The 19,304-nt window shown below is 49.3% G+C and carries 18 protein-coding genes and 1 pseudogene; 4 read left to right on the top strand and 15 right to left on the bottom strand.

Translation table 11 applies throughout. The features are described from left to right. Positions 1–31: 31 nt before the first annotated feature. The 4 genes from ACFSX3_RS08455 to ACFSX3_RS08440 form a co-directional block, all read right to left on the bottom strand. On the bottom strand, positions 32–532 hold the full coding sequence (locus ACFSX3_RS08455; protein WP_209987516.1) for an SMI1/KNR4 family protein: 501 nt from the start codon (positions 530–532) through the stop codon (positions 32–34). 89 nt (positions 533–621) lie between these two features. Next, on the bottom strand, positions 622–1,827 hold the full coding sequence (locus ACFSX3_RS08450; RefSeq protein WP_379312803.1) for a hypothetical protein: 1,206 nt from the start codon (positions 1,825–1,827) through the stop codon (positions 622–624). 152 nt (positions 1,828–1,979) lie between these two features. After that, positions 1,980–2,948 (bottom strand): helix-turn-helix transcriptional regulator, encoded by a 969-nt coding sequence (locus ACFSX3_RS08445; protein WP_209987097.1) that lies wholly within the window; start codon positions 2,946–2,948, stop codon positions 1,980–1,982. A gap of 312 nt (positions 2,949–3,260) precedes the next feature. Beyond that, positions 3,261–4,220, bottom strand: coding sequence for an effector binding domain-containing protein (locus ACFSX3_RS08440; protein WP_209987099.1), 960 nt, complete (start codon positions 4,218–4,220; stop codon positions 3,261–3,263). Between the two features lie 163 nt (positions 4,221–4,383). On the opposite strand from ACFSX3_RS08440, the gene ACFSX3_RS08435 reads away from it, so the two are divergent. After that, positions 4,384–4,923: a DUF6199 family natural product biosynthesis protein gene (locus ACFSX3_RS08435; RefSeq protein ID WP_379254360.1), complete on the top strand. Its 540-nt coding sequence runs from the start codon at positions 4,384–4,386 to the stop codon at positions 4,921–4,923. A gap of 62 nt (positions 4,924–4,985) precedes the next feature. Here the strand turns inward: ACFSX3_RS08435 and ACFSX3_RS08430 are convergent, their stop codons facing one another. The 8 genes and pseudogenes from ACFSX3_RS08430 to ACFSX3_RS08395 all read right to left on the bottom strand — a co-directional run bounded on the left by ACFSX3_RS08430 (position 4,986) and on the right by ACFSX3_RS08395 (position 12,303). Further along, positions 4,986–5,387: a VOC family protein gene (locus tag ACFSX3_RS08430; RefSeq protein ID WP_209987105.1), complete on the bottom strand. Its 402-nt coding sequence runs from the start codon at positions 5,385–5,387 to the stop codon at positions 4,986–4,988. 166 nt (positions 5,388–5,553) lie between these two features. After that, positions 5,554–6,549, bottom strand: coding sequence for a zinc-binding dehydrogenase (locus tag ACFSX3_RS08425; RefSeq protein WP_209987108.1), 996 nt, complete (start codon positions 6,547–6,549; stop codon positions 5,554–5,556). 134 nt (positions 6,550–6,683) lie between these two features. Further along, positions 6,684–6,923 carry a DoxX family protein gene (locus tag ACFSX3_RS08420; RefSeq protein ID WP_379258527.1) on the bottom strand — a complete coding sequence of 80 codons (240 nt, stop codon included), beginning with the start codon at positions 6,921–6,923 and terminating at the stop codon, positions 6,684–6,686. A 114-nt stretch (positions 6,924–7,037) separates the two neighbouring features. Then, positions 7,038–8,447: a 6-phospho-beta-glucosidase gene (locus tag ACFSX3_RS08415; RefSeq protein ID WP_209987114.1), complete on the bottom strand. Its 1,410-nt coding sequence runs from the start codon at positions 8,445–8,447 to the stop codon at positions 7,038–7,040. A 24-nt stretch (positions 8,448–8,471) separates the two neighbouring features. Then, entirely contained in the window at positions 8,472–10,376 is a 1,905-nt protein-coding gene (locus tag ACFSX3_RS08410; RefSeq protein WP_209987117.1) for a beta-glucoside-specific PTS transporter subunit IIABC, read from the bottom strand. 141 nt (positions 10,377–10,517) lie between these two features. Continuing rightward, a complete protein-coding gene (gene licT, locus ACFSX3_RS08405; RefSeq protein ID WP_209987120.1) occupies positions 10,518–11,348 on the bottom strand; it encodes a BglG family transcription antiterminator LicT in 831 nt (276 codons plus the stop codon). A gap of 186 nt (positions 11,349–11,534) precedes the next feature. Further along, a pseudogene (locus ACFSX3_RS08400) lies at positions 11,535–11,726 on the bottom strand (hemin ABC transporter ATP-binding protein); the annotation flags it as partial. Then, the gene (locus ACFSX3_RS08395) at positions 11,704–12,303 is read right to left on the bottom strand and encodes a TetR/AcrR family transcriptional regulator (protein ID WP_209987124.1); all 600 of its coding nucleotides are present in this window, start codon (positions 12,301–12,303) and stop codon (positions 11,704–11,706) included. The gene ACFSX3_RS08395 and the pseudogene ACFSX3_RS08400, both read right to left, overlap by 23 nt. Before the next feature lie 210 nt (positions 12,304–12,513). On the opposite strand from ACFSX3_RS08395, the gene ACFSX3_RS08390 reads away from it, so the two are divergent. From ACFSX3_RS08390 to ACFSX3_RS08380, 3 genes are all read left to right on the top strand, one after another. Continuing rightward, positions 12,514–13,722: an MFS transporter gene (locus tag ACFSX3_RS08390; RefSeq protein ID WP_209987126.1), complete on the top strand. Its 1,209-nt coding sequence runs from the start codon at positions 12,514–12,516 to the stop codon at positions 13,720–13,722. A gap of 115 nt (positions 13,723–13,837) precedes the next feature. Beyond that, complete coding sequence (locus ACFSX3_RS08385) at positions 13,838–15,115, top strand: MFS transporter (RefSeq protein WP_379254351.1); 1,278 nt, start codon at positions 13,838–13,840, stop codon at positions 15,113–15,115. A gap of 102 nt (positions 15,116–15,217) precedes the next feature. After that, positions 15,218–16,933: an ABC1 kinase family protein gene (locus ACFSX3_RS08380; RefSeq protein ID WP_209987132.1), complete on the top strand. Its 1,716-nt coding sequence runs from the start codon at positions 15,218–15,220 to the stop codon at positions 16,931–16,933. 180 nt (positions 16,934–17,113) lie between these two features. Here the strand turns inward: ACFSX3_RS08380 and ACFSX3_RS08375 are convergent, their stop codons facing one another. The 3 genes from ACFSX3_RS08375 to ACFSX3_RS08365 all read right to left on the bottom strand — a co-directional run bounded on the left by ACFSX3_RS08375 (position 17,114) and on the right by ACFSX3_RS08365 (position 19,264). Then, complete coding sequence (locus ACFSX3_RS08375) at positions 17,114–17,875, bottom strand: DUF3600 domain-containing protein (RefSeq protein WP_209987135.1); 762 nt, start codon at positions 17,873–17,875, stop codon at positions 17,114–17,116. Next, entirely contained in the window at positions 17,862–18,449 is a 588-nt protein-coding gene (locus ACFSX3_RS08370) for a sigma-70 family RNA polymerase sigma factor (RefSeq protein WP_209987138.1), read from the bottom strand. Before ACFSX3_RS08370 ends, ACFSX3_RS08375 begins: the two co-directional genes overlap by 14 nt. Positions 18,450–18,601: 152 nt before the next feature. Continuing rightward, the gene (locus tag ACFSX3_RS08365; protein ID WP_209987140.1) at positions 18,602–19,264 is read right to left on the bottom strand and encodes a hypothetical protein; all 663 of its coding nucleotides are present in this window, start codon (positions 19,262–19,264) and stop codon (positions 18,602–18,604) included. Positions 19,265–19,304: the final 40 nt, after the last annotated feature.

Below are 19,304 nucleotides of genomic sequence, written 5' to 3'. Positions count from 1 at the left end.
CTCAGGTTCTGATCTTCTTGCATCTTAGAATCTATCTATTCGAATTCGACATCATCCAGGCCAGGAATTCTCCAAACGAATCGGCTACCTTCTCAACCTCTTCAAATTCAGGCTCACATCCATAAACAATAGCCCCGCTATCCGCTGCAATGGCATAGAAGGAATAACCATCCTCCACAGACATTACGATCGGCAAGTGATGATCCCACCAGGCCGTGATCTCGGACTGCCAAGCTGGATCACCCGCTGCTGCCTCCACACTAAGCATTTCAAATTCATTCCACCGGAACTCGATTTCCGCGTTATGATTGAAGTCAGCCTCACAAATAAACCAGGTTTGCTCATCCGGTGCAACGCAGGTTTCAACTACACTTAGAAACTCTGAGTACTCTTTGGGCAGTCCTTTATATCTGGAAGTAATGCCGCTATTCAAATGCAGCTGAGCACCGGATTTCTTCCTTATCTCCCAGCCGTTTGCCTCCGCCCAAGTGATAAAATCCCCAATATGAGTTTTTCCTTTTCCATTATCCATTGCCAATTGATACACCTGCCCATCCGCTTAAGAAATGGAAACTCCTACACTAATATACCATTTCCGCAGGTTAGCTTACATACAGCAGATCATTCCGTTACCTTAAGTTGCCACGTTGCATCCCTTCCCTCCCACTTCTTACCGTTAGCCACATAGTACTCTCTTTCCACCGAACCATCTGTTTTGGTAAAGCTGATTGCAAATATCTGCCCTTCTTCTATCAGCGTTGGGTATTGATCGTACGGAAGAACACCATTCGCTAGCGGCAGCTTGCTGACATCTCCGTAAGCCCCCTCCACCCGCCAAAATTCCCGGGAGGCGTAATCCTTGAATCCGCTTATATCCTGCTTCCCATAATACGAGGCCGCATACCTCTTGCCCTGCAAAGTGATGTGATCCACTCGGGTAGGCTTAATATCCTTCACTATCCAGCTCAGATCCTCCGTATACAGGTTGCCCCCATAGTACTTATGTAATTGATTGGCCATGCAAGGAACAGATTGTGTGACATAGTCCAACTGATCCACTCCAGTATGTGCTGAGCCGTAAATGCCCATAATGCTCTCGTTGCCCAGCTTTTCAAATTCACGGATGAAATTCTCCGTCATCTTATTCTCCCGGTATACATCGTCATAACTCCTGTAGTATCTCAGCCCCTGCTGAATTGCCTCGGTCGTTAAGGTGTGCATCTCCGATCCGGTCAGATTATTGTCCGCCAGATAAGACAAGAACCGGTTACCAGTAGTCTCTCGCCCATGCCCAATATCTGTTCCGTGAAAAATAGTATCAGGACATCCGCTTTTAATTTTTCGAAAAAAAGTCTTCGTATAGGGAACGTGACCCTGAGTCCCTTCCCCATCCTGATAGAGCTCCTCCAGAATGTCGTCATTGTCCGACTGCATCCATAGGTTCAAATATTCGGCAGCGTAATAGGACTGTTCCACGAATAGGTGTCTCATTCCCTTGTTGTGGTAATAATCAGACCAAGCTTCATATTCCTTGTCCATAACCTTGGCAACCCCATGGGCTTCGCCATACAGATAAATCTGGCCGGTCGCTTTTGTCGATAACGGGGTTGCAGCAGGCGTTGCCTGGGCCAATTGGGCAGGAGGTGCCGATGGACTGGCTGGTTGTGCAGACGGACTTGCTATTTCACCCGCCGAAGAGTTGCTGCTACAAGCTGTCAGGCTGCTGATCAGAAGGATAGCGATTAGGGCAAGCAGCAGAGGGCGAGCAGACCTTATTCGCGCCTGAGCCGCTACGCCGCCGTATGTACTGGAACTTTTTACATCCATAAGAAATATCACCCTTTCATCATTAACTCCTACAAGTTAATCACAAATTATGGATGTCCTCAGTGCTGTATGTCATGCGTAGAGTTACATTATTCTTCTATTGAAATCAGTAAAGCACCTGCCCTATGAGAGCAGCAGGCGCTTGGCAGCGGTTATGACTTCCGAACAGGCCGGACATACTTGAAGTACCGCTCCGGGTTGAAATAGAAGTAGATGATCCGGCCGGGGCTGGGATCGAAGCAGTAGCCAGTACCTGTATAATCAAAATTGGCCATCGCCTGCTCCATCCGTTCCTCGACACTGCGGTTCTCCTGCTCATAATCGAATGGCCCGTGCTCGAATACGATATACTCGGCCTCGGGGACATCCGCCATCAGCATCTGCGCGGGGACTTCTCCTTCATACTCATAAGGGAGACGCACCCCATAACACTCTGTACGCGGAAATCCCCAATCGCAGAGCCTGCCGTCCGGGTCATTCATATAGGCCATAATCTGGCCGTTACCGCTGTTCGTATCGCTTCCGCCGTCATCATCCAGCTTCCCCTTGATACTATCCAGCAAGCCGCTGATGGTCTCGCAGTCCTGCCCTGGAATCAGGCTCTGCTTCTGCCAGAAATCCCAGTACCCGTTGCTCTCGTAGTTCTTAATGTGCAGGAATTTGTGCGCCGGAATAGTTACGAAATAAATCTTAACCTCTTCTGTAGATTTGATCATGCCAACCTCTCCTAGTCCGAAAAAGTAGCGGTCAAACGGGTTGATTTTGGTACGAAGGACGACAGGATACGGGTGTCTCCGGTACTCGCTTGGGGCCACACCATAGGTCACCTTGAATGCGCGTGTAAAAGCTTCATGAGAGGAGAATCCATAGTCGAGCGCAATATCCAGAATGCTTTTCCCGCTATCCCTTACCTCCTTCAGGGCAAAAGCCAGCTTCCGGTGGCGAAGGTAATCCCTAAGCTGCATCCCGGATATCTCTTTGAATTTCCTCGTCGTATGAAACTCCGAATATCCCAGCTTGTCAGCAAGAGATTGCAGCGTTATGGCCTCACTGTTATGCTGCTTAATACTTTGGTCCATATCATCGACAATGGTCTGGATCTGCCTGTGCCACTCATACACCGTCCGCTCACCCCCTCGTTCCAACCGCTCTATGTTCATTCTAGAATACTGGAAAAGGCATTTCTTGATTCTACTTGCGGCGCCCGCATCGGTGCAGGCAATGAAGCCCTCATTCCCCATCTGCCCAAGCAAAACAATTGATCCCCGGCAGCTCACGCTCCTCCGTCCAATGCTTCTGGATGAAGTAACTCATGGCTCTATCCTTTCATTGGGTTGATTTTCTTGTCTAATATACTATTTCTGTAAGCTGCCGCGTTTTCCCTTCAAAAGTTAAAGCCCCCCTTGGCAGGATGGCCTTAGCACATGTCTAGATTAACCCTTCGCCTGGATGGCTACGGGGTAATAAAGATCGAGCTGGAACGCTTCGTTAACAAACATATCCCCGTTGAACAGGAAGTGCTCCTCCAGCCACTGACCCGGGCCCGGCTGATATTTACTGCTCTGCACCCATTCATTTAAGCGATTCCAGGCTTCGGGGATATCGAGACCGTATAAGCTGGAGACGGCATAGAGAGCGCCACTCACCTGCTTGATCCGTACCTCGCCCGAGGGTTCGGTGTCTTCAGAGACCGTAGCCCACATCTCATAACCATGCTCATTCTGCGCGCCAGGCTGATTGAACCCGAAATAGCGGGTGGCCGTAACCTGGTCTAACCCCTTTTCCTTCACCCATGCATACAGCACATTCCACGCCTCATCCTCCGGCTGATTCCCTGCAGTAGTCTGATAGTACGCCACCTTCATAGGCTTCAATTCAATAAACCGGACCTGATGATCCCCCAACTTCACTAATTGATGTTCCATTCTTCCTGATTCCTCCGTCTCTATATTTAATTCTCCTTCACGGAACATGGCAGCAACGTCCAGATTAATCTTCTTCGACTGCTCCAATAACAGACCGATGGCATTGCCCTTGGCAACCCCCTGTGCCTGCAATAATTCCACATACCGTTCGAGCAACTCCCTCAATACCAGCATGTTGCTGATCTCCCGCTGAACCTCTCCCAGTTTATTGCAGAATACACCGACCGCCGTTGACAGTTCAGATGCTAACAGTACCGCTGTAATGTCCTTTACGGAGAAGCTTAACTGCTTCAGCAGCAGAATCAGTTCAAGCCTTCTGAGCATCTCCTGGCTGTACAGCCGTTTGGCGCTGCTGGGCTCCCTGATACTCGCGATCAGGCCTATCTCCTCGTAGTATCTAAGCGTTCGGCTGGAGATGCCGTACCGGCTCGACACCTCTCCGATTTTACTCAACTGAGTGGTAATCATGAATTCTCCTTTCCTGTGGCTATGAAGTACTTCATGGCTCTATCCTACAAGTTTACGTGCACGTCAAGTCAATACCTATATTGTAAGGAATTTCTATAAAAGAAACCTGAACGATTGGTTTCCCGTAGTAAATATGAATTAACCGACATGGGAAGTGATTTATTTGACTGGATTTATGGGTGTTGTAATCCTAGCCGTAGGATTGGTTATCGCCATTTGGCCTCAGGTGGCCTGGTATTTACGGCTGGGCTGGAGGTTCAAAAATTCGGAGCCCAGCGGGCTGGCCTTAGGGGCGGAACGGGTAACCGGTGTGGTCCTTGTGATCACCGGGTTCATCCTGGTGGTATCCAGCTGCGCCTCAGGAAACGCTGAGCGCCGATGGTCGGAGCAGTTCAAAGAGAAGCTGGAATCGGGGCAGGTTCAGGAAATCAGCATCGGCATGATTAACCCCACCGTATTAAACGAAGAAGAAACAAATAGAATGATCCAAATGATACAGGATGCTGAGCTTAGACCTTTTGATGCAGGGAATTCGTTCGGAGCGAGCAACACCGGGACCATTACCTTTAAGGACCAGACCCGTGTAGATATGGTTATCATGGGCCCGTCCGGGGGAATTGAGCTGCATCCCGATGATGCACAGAGCGAATATGAGATCATGAGCGGATCACTGAAATCGTGGCTGAAGAGTTACGGGAACTAGCCAAAGCTTTTTGCACAAAAAAGCTGGAGGCTACCCGTCGGGACCTTCAGCTTTTTCTTTCGTTACCTGCCCTCAAACCGTTTAACCGCATCCTCCGTCACCGGTTGAAAGAGATTCACAAGGTTACCGTCGGGATCACGGAACAGCATCGAACGGTTCCCCCAGGGCATCGTGGTTGGCTCCTGTACCCAGTCCCCGACAAGCGGCTTCAACCGTACATATTCAGCATCGACATCATTGACGCGGAACTCCATAATAACCGTGCGGTTATTGCCCGCCACTACAGAATCAGCACCGAATAGCTGCGCTGTCTTGGAGTGGCCAATGGCCAGGGTACATGTTGGCATTACGAATTCGGCAAATACCGGAGCGGGCCGCTCTGCCGTCATCCCTGTCACTTGCTCATAGAACTCCACCAGACGATCAATGTCGTCAGTAATAATACGTATCGAAACGAAATTCATAATTGTTCATCCTTTCTTGAATGTTTACATGTCCAATGATAAAAAAACGCTACTGACAACGTTATGTCAGTAGCATTTTTAATGTAATCGAAAAAACGATCACATCGGGCTGGCGCAAGGCTATCGGGCCGAATCAGTAGCGTCTCTATGTCCTGTCCCTGTACCCTCAGCCTATTCTCAGGGCAATGTTCCCCAGCTGCTCCGCGCGCTCCATCCGCTGAAGGGCAAGCGGAGTCTCCGCTAAGGAATACACGCTATCCAGGATAGGGTGTACCTGATGCTGCTCCATGAACCGAAGCATCGCGATGAACTCTTCATGGCTGCCCATAGATGTTCCAAGAACCTGAAGCTGCGGGAAGAATATCGCTCTTGCCGGAATGGAGAGATCATCGCCTGAGCTTGCGCCGAACATGACGATTCTCCCGTTAGGCTTGATGACCTCGAAGTATTGCCCGAATGTCGCTGGCCCTACACTATCAAGGATCAGGTCTACAGGCTGATGCTGAAGCTCCTCCCGCCAAATACTATTGCTGTCTATAACCTGTGTAACAGGTAATTGCAGAGCCTCTGCACGCTTCGCTTCACTTCTGGATGTAACCGTAACTCGCGCCCCAGCCGCTGCCGCCATAAGAGCGGCAAACGTAGCCACTCCGCCGCCAATGCCAGGAATCAGCACATGATCGCCCTGCTTCAGGTCCCCTCTGGTAAATAACGCCCGGTACGCAGTGAGTGCCGCTAATGGTAACACCCCCGCCTCTTCCCAGGACAGATACGCTGGCTTAGGCACAACATTCTGCTCAGGCACAATCACATATTCCGCAAAAGTCCCGTCTGCAGGGTACCCTAATATGTCAGGAACCACAGGCACCTCATCCGCCTGATCCCAGCCGAGACATGGATTAATAATGACTTCCATCCCCTGAGCCAGGCCGCTTACCCCTTCACCCGTCTCTTCAATAACGCCCGCCCCGTCTGAACCAAGCACGCAAGGATGAATCGGGCCGGGCGCGCCTTCTGTAGCAGAAGCAGCAGCGATGATGAATAAATCCCGGTGATTCAGTCCGGCTGTCTTTAACCTTACCTTAACCTGCCCCTGTTCAGGACGCTTGTCCGGGTGATCCGTATATTGCAGACCCTGCGGTCCAAGTGTAATTGCCTTCATCTTCATATCCTCCTGTTACGCTGTAGTGGCTTCATACAAAGTGTAAGCTGTTACAGCGGTCAGGTAAAATGATTAGAAGAGAAGGTGAGTATCATTAATAATGATAGTGCTCCAGCATGGTCAAGCGACGGGCCTTAACACCCCTGCAATAGCCGGAAACGCCCAATAGCAATGATGATCGCCAGCACTATAAAGAGGATGTTGATCCACACATTCGATTCGCCCCGCAGTAGATGGAAGACTAGACCGGAACCTGCGGCACCAGTCAGACCCATAGCGGCGAGCGGAGTGAGCTGCGGCTGGATTCGGAGCGCCATCGGTAAAATCAACCCTAAGACCCCCAGCAGCTCAGCGATGCCGATTCCCATGCGAATTGCAGCGGGCCATATACGGCCCAGAACGTGTCAGTGAACCGGAAACTAACCAACAAGGCTAAAGGCACCCAAGCGGGTGCCTTTTCTTTTTCAAGCGATCTCATTTCCCTTAGACTATAGGCTCTGTCCGTTAGAAGCGATAACCTCCTTGTACCAGTCGAAGCTCTTCTTCTTGATTCTCTGCAGGGTGCCATTACCGTCATTATCTTTATCGACATAGATGTAACCGTACCGCTTCTTCATCTCACCTGTAGAGGCACTTACAATATCAATCGGTCCCCAGCTCAGGAAGCCCAGCAGTTCAACACCGTCTTCAATCGCTTTGCCCGCTTCAATCATGTGGTCCCGCAAATAGGAGATCCGGTAATCATCATGGATGCTCTGATCTTCTTCAACCGTGTCCACAGCGCCGAACCCGTTCTCGACAATGAAAAGCGGCTTCTGATACCGGTCGTAGAGCTGGTTCAGCGTGAATCTCAGGCCCGTGGGATCAATCTGCCAGCCCCACTCCGATGCTTTCAGATAAGGATTCTTGACGCCCATAGCCAGGTTGCCCGATACCATCTCCAGACCACTCGGATCAGCGCTGGCACAGCGGCTCTTGTAATAGCTGAAGCTGATATAATCAACGGTATGCTGCTTCAGCAGCTGCTCATCCTCTGCCGTCAGATCCAGCTCGATGTCATACTCCTTGAACCACCGTTTCACGTAAGTAGGGTAGTATCCTCTGGCCATAACATCCGTGAAAAAGAAGACCTGTCTATCCATCTCCATGGCTGTGAGAATATCATCGGGATGGCAGGTATGCGGGTAATACGGCCCTGCGGCGATCATACAGCCCATCTGCGAGCCCGGAATAATCTCATGGCAGGCCTTCGCGGCCAATGCGCTGGCTACATGCTGGTAGTGCGCCATCTGGTAGATGATCTGCTTCTTGTTCTCGCCTTCCTCAATGACCGTTCCGCCGCCGACGAAGGGAATGTGGAGCAGCACGTTGATCTCGTTGAAGGCAATCCAGTATTTCACCTTGTCCTTGTAACGCTTAAATACAGCAATCGCATATCTCTCAAAGAACTCAATCAGCTTGCGGTTTCTCCACCCGCCGTAATCCTTAACAAGTCCAAGCGGCATTTCATAATGGGACAGTGTCACAACCGGCTCAATATTATACTTCCGCAAACAATCGAATAATTGGTCGTAAAACTGCAAACCGGCTTCATTGGGAGTCTCTTCGTCCCCGTTAGGGAATATTCTTGTCCAGGCAATGGAGGTACGGAGCGCCTTGAAGCCCATCTCAGCGAATAACGCGATGTCCTCCTCGTATCTGTGGTAGAAATCTATAGCCTCATGGTAAGGATTCTTCTTACCCGGATGCTCATAGGGCGGGTTAAAGATGCCGTTGGCCAGAATGTCAGCAATCGATAGCCCTTTACCGTTCTCCTGATAAGCGCCTTCCACCTGATTAGCTGCAATCGCGCCCCCCCATAAGAAGCCTTCCGGGAATTGCATGTCTGTCTGTTTCATTCTATCTTCTTCCCTTCTATTGGTTCATACATTAAGTTTCAGTAGAGCATCCTTTTCTTTCACGGTAGTCTGGCTGACAGCCGTAATGCCTGCGTAGTCGCTGGTATTAGAGATGATCACCGGAGTAATGATGTCGAAGCCCTCCTGAATAATACTCTCCCTATCGAATTCAAGAATCAGATCGCCGACATTTACCCGGTCACCTTGATTCACATGAAGCGTGAAGTGTTTGCCGCCCAGCTTGACCGTATCAATCCCGACATGAATCAGAACCTCTGCCCCGTCGTCGCTGGTAAGGAGAACAGCATGCTTCTTTTTGAAAGCCACCGACACAACACCATGAATTGGGGATACAACACGGCCCTCACTAGGCAGAATTGCGATGCCTTTACCCATCGTCTCCTGCGAAAAGGCAGGATCGCTGACTTCGCTTAAGCTTTTAACCTCGCCTGCAATGGGAGCATAGATTTCTTCGTTTTGCAGCTTTTTGGCAGATACAGGTACACTCTCAGACGGCTTGGGAAGGTCCGTACTGTTCTCTTCCGCTGGCGCCTCTGTAACATCCTTGAAGCCCAGAACATAAGCGACAACAGCCGCAACGACAAAGCTGACACACACTGCCAGAATCATCAATGAAAATTTATGTCCGATGTACAGCGGCAAGGACGGCAAGCCGACTTTCCCCAGCGCATAGGCTGCCACCTGGAAGATACTTAAGATGAATGCACCTGCAGCACTGCCGATCAACCCGGCAATAAACGGCTTTTTCAACTTGAGGTTCACCCCGTAAATAGCTGGTTCTGAGATGCCCATCAGCGCGCTGATCGTTGAGGCTCCGGACAAGGACTTCATATTATTGTTTTTGGTCTTCAGGAATACGGCGAATACAGCACCGGCCTGCGCGATATTAGCAACGGTCATAATCGGCATAATGTAGTCGAATCCGTTCTGGGCAATCGCCTGGAAGACAAGCGGAATGAGACCGTAATGCAGTCCGGTGATGACCATCAGCGAGAATGTGGCTCCAAGCAGCGTTCCGGCGATGACACCAAAATGCTCATAGAAATACATGTAGCCATCGGCAATGGCATTACCCGCATAAATTCCTAATGGGCCAATCACGATTAATGCGATAGGTGCCACAATTAACAGGATCAGCATCGGCTCCAGGATGGTCTTCAGTACATTCGGTACAATTTTGCGGACAAAACGTTCTACATAAGACATGATCCATACGGTTGCAATAATAGGAATCACAGAGGAAGAGTAGGATACCAGCTTGACCGGCAATCCCAGGAAGCTCATCGACGTTATACCGTCGGCCATAAACTTGGCAAAGTTAGGATGGAGCAGCACGCCCCCTATCACAACAGCCAGATACGGATTGACATTGAATTTCTTGGCAGAGCTGAAGGCGAGCAGCATCGGCAGGAAATAGAATACGGCATCTGAAATAATATTCAGAATTTTGTAGAGATCCGTATTTGCTGCTGTGGCATTGAACATGACAATTACAGCCAGCAGCGCCTTGATCATCCCTGCTCCCGCTATAGCCGGAACAATGGGATTGAATATTCCCGGTAAGATATCTGCAAAAAACTTGCCAACCGAAGCCTTAATGCCGAGCTTCTGCCCTTTATTGTTACCTTGTTGTTCAGCGTTCTCCTTGGCAGAGCCAGCATTGTTTTTGGCAATCTTGCTTAACTCTCCATACACCTTGGATACATCGTTGCCGATGATGACCTGAAATTGCCCGCCGTTAATGTTAACATCCATCACTCCCGGCAGCTCCTTTAGCTTTATTCGGTCCGCCGCCCCATTCTCCCGCAGATTGAAGCGAAGTCTGGTCATACAATGGGTATAATCCTGTATGTTGTCTTCCCCGCCTACTAATTTTAGTATTTCTTTCGCCAGCTTTTGTTGATCCATGGTACAGCTCACTCCTCTTCATTGATAAGAAAAATATAAGAAAAACCTAAACCGGTGAAAGAATACCCCTAGCAAAATACAGGGATAGTCCTTTTCCAGTTTAGGTTTTGCCTGCTCCGCAGTAGCAACCCCAAACAAGGGTTATTTTAGATGTACGACTCTTTCAATATGAATCGTTAAATACATAACTTCTTCATTGGTCAGTGTGCAATTGTATGTTTTTCGGATATAATCTTGAATCTTCCGTCCACACAAGAAGGAGTCCTTATACTGCTGCTTGACCATCTCATATAACTCACTATCGGTATTCTCAATATGTGTGCCATTTAATATTCTTCGGGCGAAGAATTTGAGATGGGTGACGAACCTGTAATACGTCAGCGACTCTTCGTCGTAATCGATTTTGAAATGGTACTTCACGATATTGAGAATCTCATGCATGATCTTGGTGATTTTAACTACATTCGGGATTTCTTCATTCATATGCGCATTTACCAGATGGAGCGCAATATGAGCGGCCTCGTCTTCCGGGAACTGGATTCCCAGCTCCTCATGGATCAGTAACAACGCTTTCTCACCAATCTCGAATTCATCCTTGTAGAATTTCTTGACCTCCCACAGCAACACATTCTTGATATGGTGTCCCTGCCTGAAGCGTTCGATGGCCGAATGGATATGGTCGGTCAGACTAACATAGATGCTGTCGTGCAGTCTCTTCCCCAGATTCATTTTGGCGAGATTAATAATACGCTCCGAAATCTCCATATGCGCAAGCGGGATCTCGGATAGAAGCGTCTTCATTTTGTCGGATATACTCTCATTATCCATGAAGACCTTCTCAATTTTATCTTCTTCAATGAGGTCGCCCGGCTTCTTCTTGAACGCAATCCCCCTGCCTATTACCACCACTTCTTTATTCTGGTCATTCACAGTAATGATGGCATTATTATTCAACACTTTTGCAATTCTCATAATAACCACCTTTATCACAAAATAAAAAAAGGCAAGACCACAAACTTCGCCATATAAATATAGCTCTGTTAATGGTATTGCCTACATACGTAGTAACAATCCGTTATCTATTTAATTCTGGACCGATTATATCATGGATTTTTTAGTTCAACAAGACTTTCTTGCAACCCTTTTCATGGAAGCTCACTACTGCAAAAACAACCTCCCGTCCTCCATCCGGTACACCTTATTGCAATATTCAAGCATGCGCTCATCATGTGTGACCATAATCGCCGCTTTGCGGCGTGTTCTCACCTCATGAGCAATCAGGGAGACCACTTCATGGGCACGCTTGGTGTCCAGGCTTGCGGTAGGTTCATCCGCCAAGATGATGCCGGGTTACTAACGTAAGTATCTGTTTCACAAAGTTATCAATCACTATCCTGTCCGGACGGGATTTCAGGAACACCGTAAGTCCTATTAACGAAATGACAAGTGTCTGCGCCAGATCCTTGGCGTTAATCCCCATATCCAGCTCCCCTGACCGCAAGCCCCGTTCAAGCGTTTCCTGGAAGATGACCGAGAGGTACATCTGATGTTCTCTGGTCAGGATCGCAAATTTCTCATCATGAGGAGCGAGCTCCACCATTGAATTAATGCAGAAGCACCCCGTGCTCGGGCTTTTCCCGTATTCTTTGGACACCACATCCTCAAAAAAGGTACGGAACGCCTCCTTAACTGAAGAATGCTTGTGCAGACTGGTGCGGACATAGGCAGCATGGGAACTAGTATATTTTCGCAGGGCAGCTTCAAATAAGCCTTTTTTATCTCCAAAGGCAGAGTATAGGCTTGGACGCTGAATGCCCATTCTTGCGGTTAAGTCGCTTAAGGAGGCCGCTTCGAACCCTTTTTCCCAAAACACATGCATAGCTGCCTCTAGCGCCTTATCCTGATCAAATTCACGTGGCCGGGCCATAAAACTCCCCTCATTTCATATCGAATGGTATATTACGATTGTATTTGGCGAAGATCCTTCTGTCAATCAGACCATTCTATATATCTTACACGCCAGTTGCCCCTTGACAGTTGATTTTGCTTGGCGTTATATTTATCAGGAATTATTTCATACCGATAAGTATTTAATTATATCCATATATCGAAGGAGGCGTTATGTTTGGCGGGCTTTATGAAAGAACCGAAATTTAATGACGTAGCAGCAGAACCAGTATCTGCATCTTCAATGTCCCGCAAGGTTGCACTTCTGTTTGCCATCACCTGCGGACTCGCCGTTGCTAACATCTATTACGCCCAGCCCTTACTGGACGCGATCTCCAGCGAATTCGGGATTACGCATTCTTCCGTCGGCATCGTGATTACAGTGACTCAGATTTGTTACGCCCTTGGACTGCTATTGCTGGTGCCGCTCGGCGATCTGCTCAATCGGCGCTGGCTGATTGCCGGACAGATGCTGGTATCCGTGCTGGCTTTGATTATAGTGGGTACTGCCCCCACCAGCATGGTGTTATTCATAGGCATCGCTACGGTAGGATTGCTGGCGGTAGTGACACAGACGCTCGTTGCTTTTGCAGCCACCTTGGCTGCCCCGGCTGAACGCGGGCGCACGGTCGGTGTGGTGACCAGCGGAATTGTCATTGGTATTCTACTGGCGCGGACATTCGCCGGCGCGTTAACGGATCTGGCCGGTTGGCGTTCGGTCTACCTTGTCTCGGCAGGACTCACGTTAATCATGGCAGGTGTATTGTTCAGGGTGCTGCCGCAATCTGAGCCCCGGAGAGAATCCTTATCCTACCCGCAGCTTCTCCGTTCGCTATTCACGCTTTTCGCACAAGAACGGCTGCTGCGAATCCGTGCTGTGTTATGCCTGCTGATATTTACCGCCTTCAGTATCTTGTGGACTTCCCTGGTGCTGCCTCTCAGCGCTCCGCCGCTATCTCTGTCACATACTGCGATTGGAGCGTTTGGTCTCGCCGGAGTTACCGGGGCGTTAGCAGCAGCGCGGGCAGGCCGTCTGGCCGATCGGGGGTTAGGTCAAAAGACCACCGGTGTGGCGCTAACTCTGCTACTCATCTCTTGGCTGCCGATCAGTTATACTCCACATTCGCTGCTCGCGCTAATCATCGGGATTATCCTTCTTGACCTGGCCGTACAAGCCGTACATGTCACCAACCAGAGCATGATCCTTAATCTGCGCCCGGAAGCCCGCAGCAGGCTTACTGCCGGTTACATGGTCTTCTATTCGATCGGCAGCGCCACCGGATCGATTGCCTCTACCAGTATGTATGCATACTCGGGCTGGAGCGGGGTATGCCTGCTCGGTGCAACGGTTAGTGCGCTGGCTCTGATCTTCTGGGCGTTGACCCGTCATATGAAATGAACCATGTAACGCCTTCATATTTCCTCTGAGGTTTGTCAAACTCTAAAATTTCCATTATTGTTATCCTTATCTTACATTTGAGGTTATGGATGCAGAAATGGAGGCCCGGAATTTCTTGAAACCACGGTTATTAACACGTTCCTTCTATTATCTCTGGACAACTCAGACGGCGGCGAATGCCGCCGATGTCTTGTATATTATGGCGCTGACGGTGCTGGTGCTGGACCGCACAGATTCACTTGTCTCGGCGGCGCTGATGCCGCTGATGCGCAGCTCGGCCCAGATCGTGAGCGGCTTCATCGCCCCGCTGCTTATCAACCGGATCAAGCTGCCCTCGCTGCTGCTGATCTCACAGACTGGCCAGTTCCTGCTGTTTGTGCTGCTGGCTCTGTATCTGCAGCTTAACGGCGCGGCTGCTTCACTCACACTGGTCTTTGCCCTGGTCTTCGTCATGTCCTTCCTGGACGGCTGGACCGTTCCGGCCCGCAATGCGCTGGTGCCGCGGCTTGTCACGCAGGAGGAGGGGCTGCTCCGTGCCAACGGGCTGATCAGCGTCAGCGACCAGGTCGTGCAGTTTGCGGGCTGGGGACTGAGCGGCCTGCTGGTCGCGTTCCTGGGGCCCAGCCCGGCGCTGTTGATGACAGCGGCCATCTATGGGCTGGCGGCCGCATTTACGCTTGGCGTCAGAGAGCCGGCAGAGGCAAGTGTCCAGATGCAGGGGCAGCCGGCGGACTCTGAACAGGCAGCTTCTTCGCGATGGAAGACCTTAACTGAAGGCTGGCAAGTCATCTGGCGGATGCCCCGCCTGCGGATGCTGACCTTCATGGACATCATCGACATGCTAGGCGGCTCAGTCTGGGTCGGCGCGTTCACATTGGCCTTCGTCCAGGTGGCGCTGAAGCAAGGCGAGGAATGGTGGGGCTTCATTAACGCAGCCTATTTTGCCGGAACGGTCGGCGGCGGGCTGCTGGTCCTGTCGGCAGTGCGGCTCATCGGCAACCGTTACCTGGGAGCGATGCTCATCGGTATGGCAGGCTACAGCCTGCTCACCCTGATGTATGCTCTGAATACCCAGCCTTATGTAGCGCTGATACTTGTTCTGCTGACGGGACCATTCACGGAGCTGTCGGTGATTAACCGGCGTACCCTCATCCAGCGCAGCACCAGCAAGCAGATGCTGCCCAAGGTGCTGTCGGCGCAAGCCTCGCTGCTGCATCTGGTGTTCTGCATCTCGCTGCTGGTCATGGCGGGACTGGCCGAACGGTTCGGGATCGTCAACCTGTATCTGCTGGCGGCGGTTCTGACATCGCTGGCTTTCTGCGTCGGTTTGCTCGGCCGCCGGGCGTTCCGGGACGAACCGCAGTCATCAGATGCCAGAAGTCCAAGCCTGTAATTGTATATCTGTCTGGTATGAAATATCATACAGTTAGGCAGATGGATTTTAGAAGGAGAGATCTGGGATGCAGCATAATGACTCTGTGGTAGATGAACAACAATGAGCGAATTCCTGAAATTAATGAAGGATGTACGGTTCAGAAGAACCATGGGGATGATTTTCAAGTTCGCCTGGGATTTCTGGTGGCTGGGCAAGCTGAAGTACTTGATGTCACGGCGGCGCTTTGCAGCGAGAACCAAAGCCTTATACCGCAAACAGGCAGTCTATTTCACGACCACTGCCATGGATATGGGCGGATTAATTATCAAGCTTGGGCAGCATGTGAGTGCGCAGGTGGATATGCTGCCGAAGGAAGTTATCGAGGAATTGTCCAAGCTGCAGGATTCCGTAGAATTCGTAGATTTCTCCGAGATCCGGCAGAAGGTAGAGCGTGAGCTCGGAGCATCCATCAGCGAGAGGTTTGCTGAGTTCAGCGCGACTCCCATTGCAGCAGCTTCCTTCGGACAGGTCCACCGGGCAACCTTACGGACAGGCGAACAAGTCGCCGTGAAGGTGATGCGTCCCGGGGTCGAAGATATTATCGCGATTGACTGGAAGTCCATCCAGGTCGCCATTTCGTTATTGAAACGCCAGAAGATCATTACAGACTTCATGGATCTCGATGCGGTATATGAAGAGTTTCATGACACCATTATGGAAGAACTCGACTATCAGCAAGAAGGGCATAATGCAGAAGATTTCAAGCAGCAGTTAGCCCACCGGAAGGATGTCGTAATTCCACACATTCATTGGTCCTGTACCACTTCGCAGGTGCTGACCATGGAGTTTATGGAGGGTGTCAAAATCAATGATTCCGCCACGCTTGAGGCTTGGGGTGTGGACCGGACCCAACTGGCAACGTCGCTGATCGAAATGTTCGTGGAACAGATTCTATTGAACGGGCTGTTTCACGCCGACCCGCACCCGGGCAATGTTCTCGTGCAGCCTGACGGCACCATTGCCTTAATCGATTTTGGAATGGTCGGGCGGATTCCCGGGGATATGAAGACCCAGATGGTCGCCCTTCTGCTGGCCGTATATTTGAAAGACGCACACGGCGCCATCGATGCCCTCACCCGTTTGAGATTTCTAAGAAGGAATGTAGATCTGGAGGTATTCTCAAGGAATCTTACCTTATTATTCGAACAAATCAACGGGGATACGTTCGATCTGAGTTTTGTGACCTCCGGCGACAATGTGGAAGAATTGCGAAATTTCCTCTACTCCCAGCCATTTCAGTTACCTGCTAATACTACATTCCTGGGCAAAGCCATAGGCACCGTGTACGGCCTCTGTACCGGACTGGACCCTGAGCTTGATCTGGTCGGGACGGTTAAGCCTTATGTGGAACAGGTAGTGCGCCGCGATCTGCGGGGAAGCGTCATCTCCAAAGTTATCGAGGATGGCAAGGGTATGCTCAAAGACATCCTTCCGACGACCAAGAAGTTTATTTCGGCAATCGATAAAATGGATAGCGGAGGCTTAAGGGTCAAGCTGTCGAGCTCCCTTGAACAAAAATTAATCGAGACGCAAAATAAAAATACACAGCGGATGATTGCCACCATCATTGGCGCAGTGTTACTTCTGGCCGGGGTCAACCTGTGGAATGAAGTGAAGCCCATCATCTCATATGTACTCGGCACCCTGGGCCTGCTCGTTATGCTGAGCCAGCTCCGAACAAGACAAGGCCGCCGGGATGAAAGAGCTGCAAGGCAAATTAACGCTATGCGTGAACGTAGCCGGTTGGAGAAGCCGAGGTCTGGATCGCGTAGATAACAATGCGCACTTTACTTATGCTATAGCAAACGCACAAGCCCATGGCTTGTGCGTTGTTCTATAATTATGAAGCGAACCCAACCATCCCCGGTGGCGAATCCCACGGTTTTGCTTCCAATTCCTGAGCAATACGCTGGCCTAGACGCTGAGTAACTCCAAGTCATACAGAAAAGGTAAGGTTTAAGAGCTTTTTTTAACCATTAGGTCCAGCTTATTAACATAAGGGGTGAGCGCCTCCAATAACTTCTCTTGATCCTGTATTTCTTCTGCCGACAGCCGATCCATATGAACACTTCCGTCTGGATCAGTTACCTTGGCATCATAGCTTTTCAACTGATTTATTATGGGTTCAAGCTCCCTATACTCCTGTTCAGTAAGCCTCTGTTCAGCCTTCTCAAGCAAGCTATCCCAGAAAGCGCCACGATCTGCGCCAGATGCCTTTGCCTGGGATTTATCTGTTTCGTTCATTTTCTTGAAATACGGTTCAAGCTCCACCAGTAATTTCTTGTAAGCCTTCTGTTCATCTGCATCAAGCTGTTCTATGTGAAAAGCTCCCTGGGAATCTGCCGCCAACTGATTGTACTCGCCTAATTCCTTCAATAAGGACATAACCGTGGCAGCTTCTTCCTCGCTAAAATTATGCTTCAACCTCTGCAGCTTGGCCTCTAACTCCTCATATTTCTGCGGGGTTAGGCCAATCACAGCCGCTGCTTCTTTCGAACCATACATACTATCCGCCAGATAATGATATCCGGCAAACGCTCCAGTAGGAATTAATAAAGTAGCTGCCAAAACGCCTGCTACGATCCACTTCTTTTTCATCCGTCTTCCCCCTTGTCCGGTCACGGTCTGATTTAGTATTCTCTCCTTCAGTTCCGGTGGGGCATTTAAATTTCTGGCCTCTTCCTGCAGAACTGTTCGCAGCTTTTCATTGAAATTCATGCAGATCCTCCACCTTTCCCTTAAAAAGAGTCTGATTCTCTGGCTTCTGACGAAGCTTGCGCAGTGCAGCATGAATACGGGATTTCACGGTACCCAGAGGGATCTCAAGGATCGCGGCACTTTCTTCCTGTGATAATTCATTTAAATAATGCAGAATAATCACCTGCTTCAGCTTATATGGAAGACTTTCTACGCTTGTAAGCAAGGAATGGTTAGAGATCTTGTCGACAACCTTACTTGTGAATTCAGGCTCCACCACCAAATTGACCTGCTCTGCCTTCTTAAGAATTCGGAGATGCGTCCATCTCTTTCTCCGGTAGGCATGAATTTGTCGCACTGCTATTCCCATAAGCCAGGGTCTAAAGGGACGACTGATGTCAAAGTGTTCAAGAGATCTGCGCATTTGAATATAAATCTCCTGAACGATATCGTCCACCTCAGATGTTTCGCGAACGAGGAAATGAACGGTTTGATATACATCCCTGATCGTAGCTTCATATAGCTCACTAAATGCTTCACGACTGCCGGCTAGCGTAAGCGTAATGAGCTGAGAATATTCTTTTGGATGCTCCATTCATCACCCCTCCCATCGGTCTTACACTATATATTGGGGAATAAAGAATATTTCGTTCGATTTTTCTTCGGAAAAATACGGAATAAACCGATCAAAGTCCACTAAGGATTTTGATCGGTTTATTGTTGTCTGCCTAACATTCACATTCCCCGTTAGTTGAGCAACAAGCTCTCGAAATGTATTATCAGTGAATCCAACGGATTCCCGATTTTCACATTTAACTCTTGCTCAACTTTAACGGCTGATTCCACCATAGATAATTGTGCAACAGAAATTTTCTTGTTTTTTTCTGATGCAAGTATCCCCTTTAAGTACTTTGATAATTCTTCAACGTATTGCTCATTTTTACCTTGCATGATTAGCTCAAATGTATTCTCTATGACACGTGCCTCAATATGAATTGGCTTATCCTGTATAGAAGCAAATTCATTAAGCCTGCTTATTGTCCCTTCGACGGTTGCTGGATTAGTGAATAATAGAACTTGTGGTTCTGTAATACTGCAGACAGAACTAAAGAAAGGCTCATCAATTTTTATTATGGGAATAGATGTATGAAGCCGGTTTTCTTCAAGAAGAGCAATATAATTAGTACATGTGATAAGAATAACCTCAACATTTGCTTGTGCTATCCATTCTATTTGTTCGATGACTTTATTTTTGGCTTGTCCTTCATCGAAATTGTTATCTGATGTAATTCTACTCATCAAACCAGGATCCACAAAATGAACCAATTCCAACTCATCAGAGGTAAGAGCGTTTTGAATATACTGGATATTTGAATAGTGGGCGTGTAAACAAGCAATCTTTTTCTTCATGATTTTATCTCCTTAAACCCGTACTTTGAGCTGTCCCGCT

Origin of the sequence: Paenibacillus rhizoplanae, from assembly GCF_042684125.1 — a bacterium.
Lineage (GTDB): Bacteria > Bacillota > Bacilli > Paenibacillales > Paenibacillaceae > Paenibacillus_AQ > Paenibacillus_AQ rhizoplanae.
The sequence above is the reverse complement of the archived record's forward strand: the minus strand, read 5'-3'. Positions and strand labels throughout refer to the sequence as shown.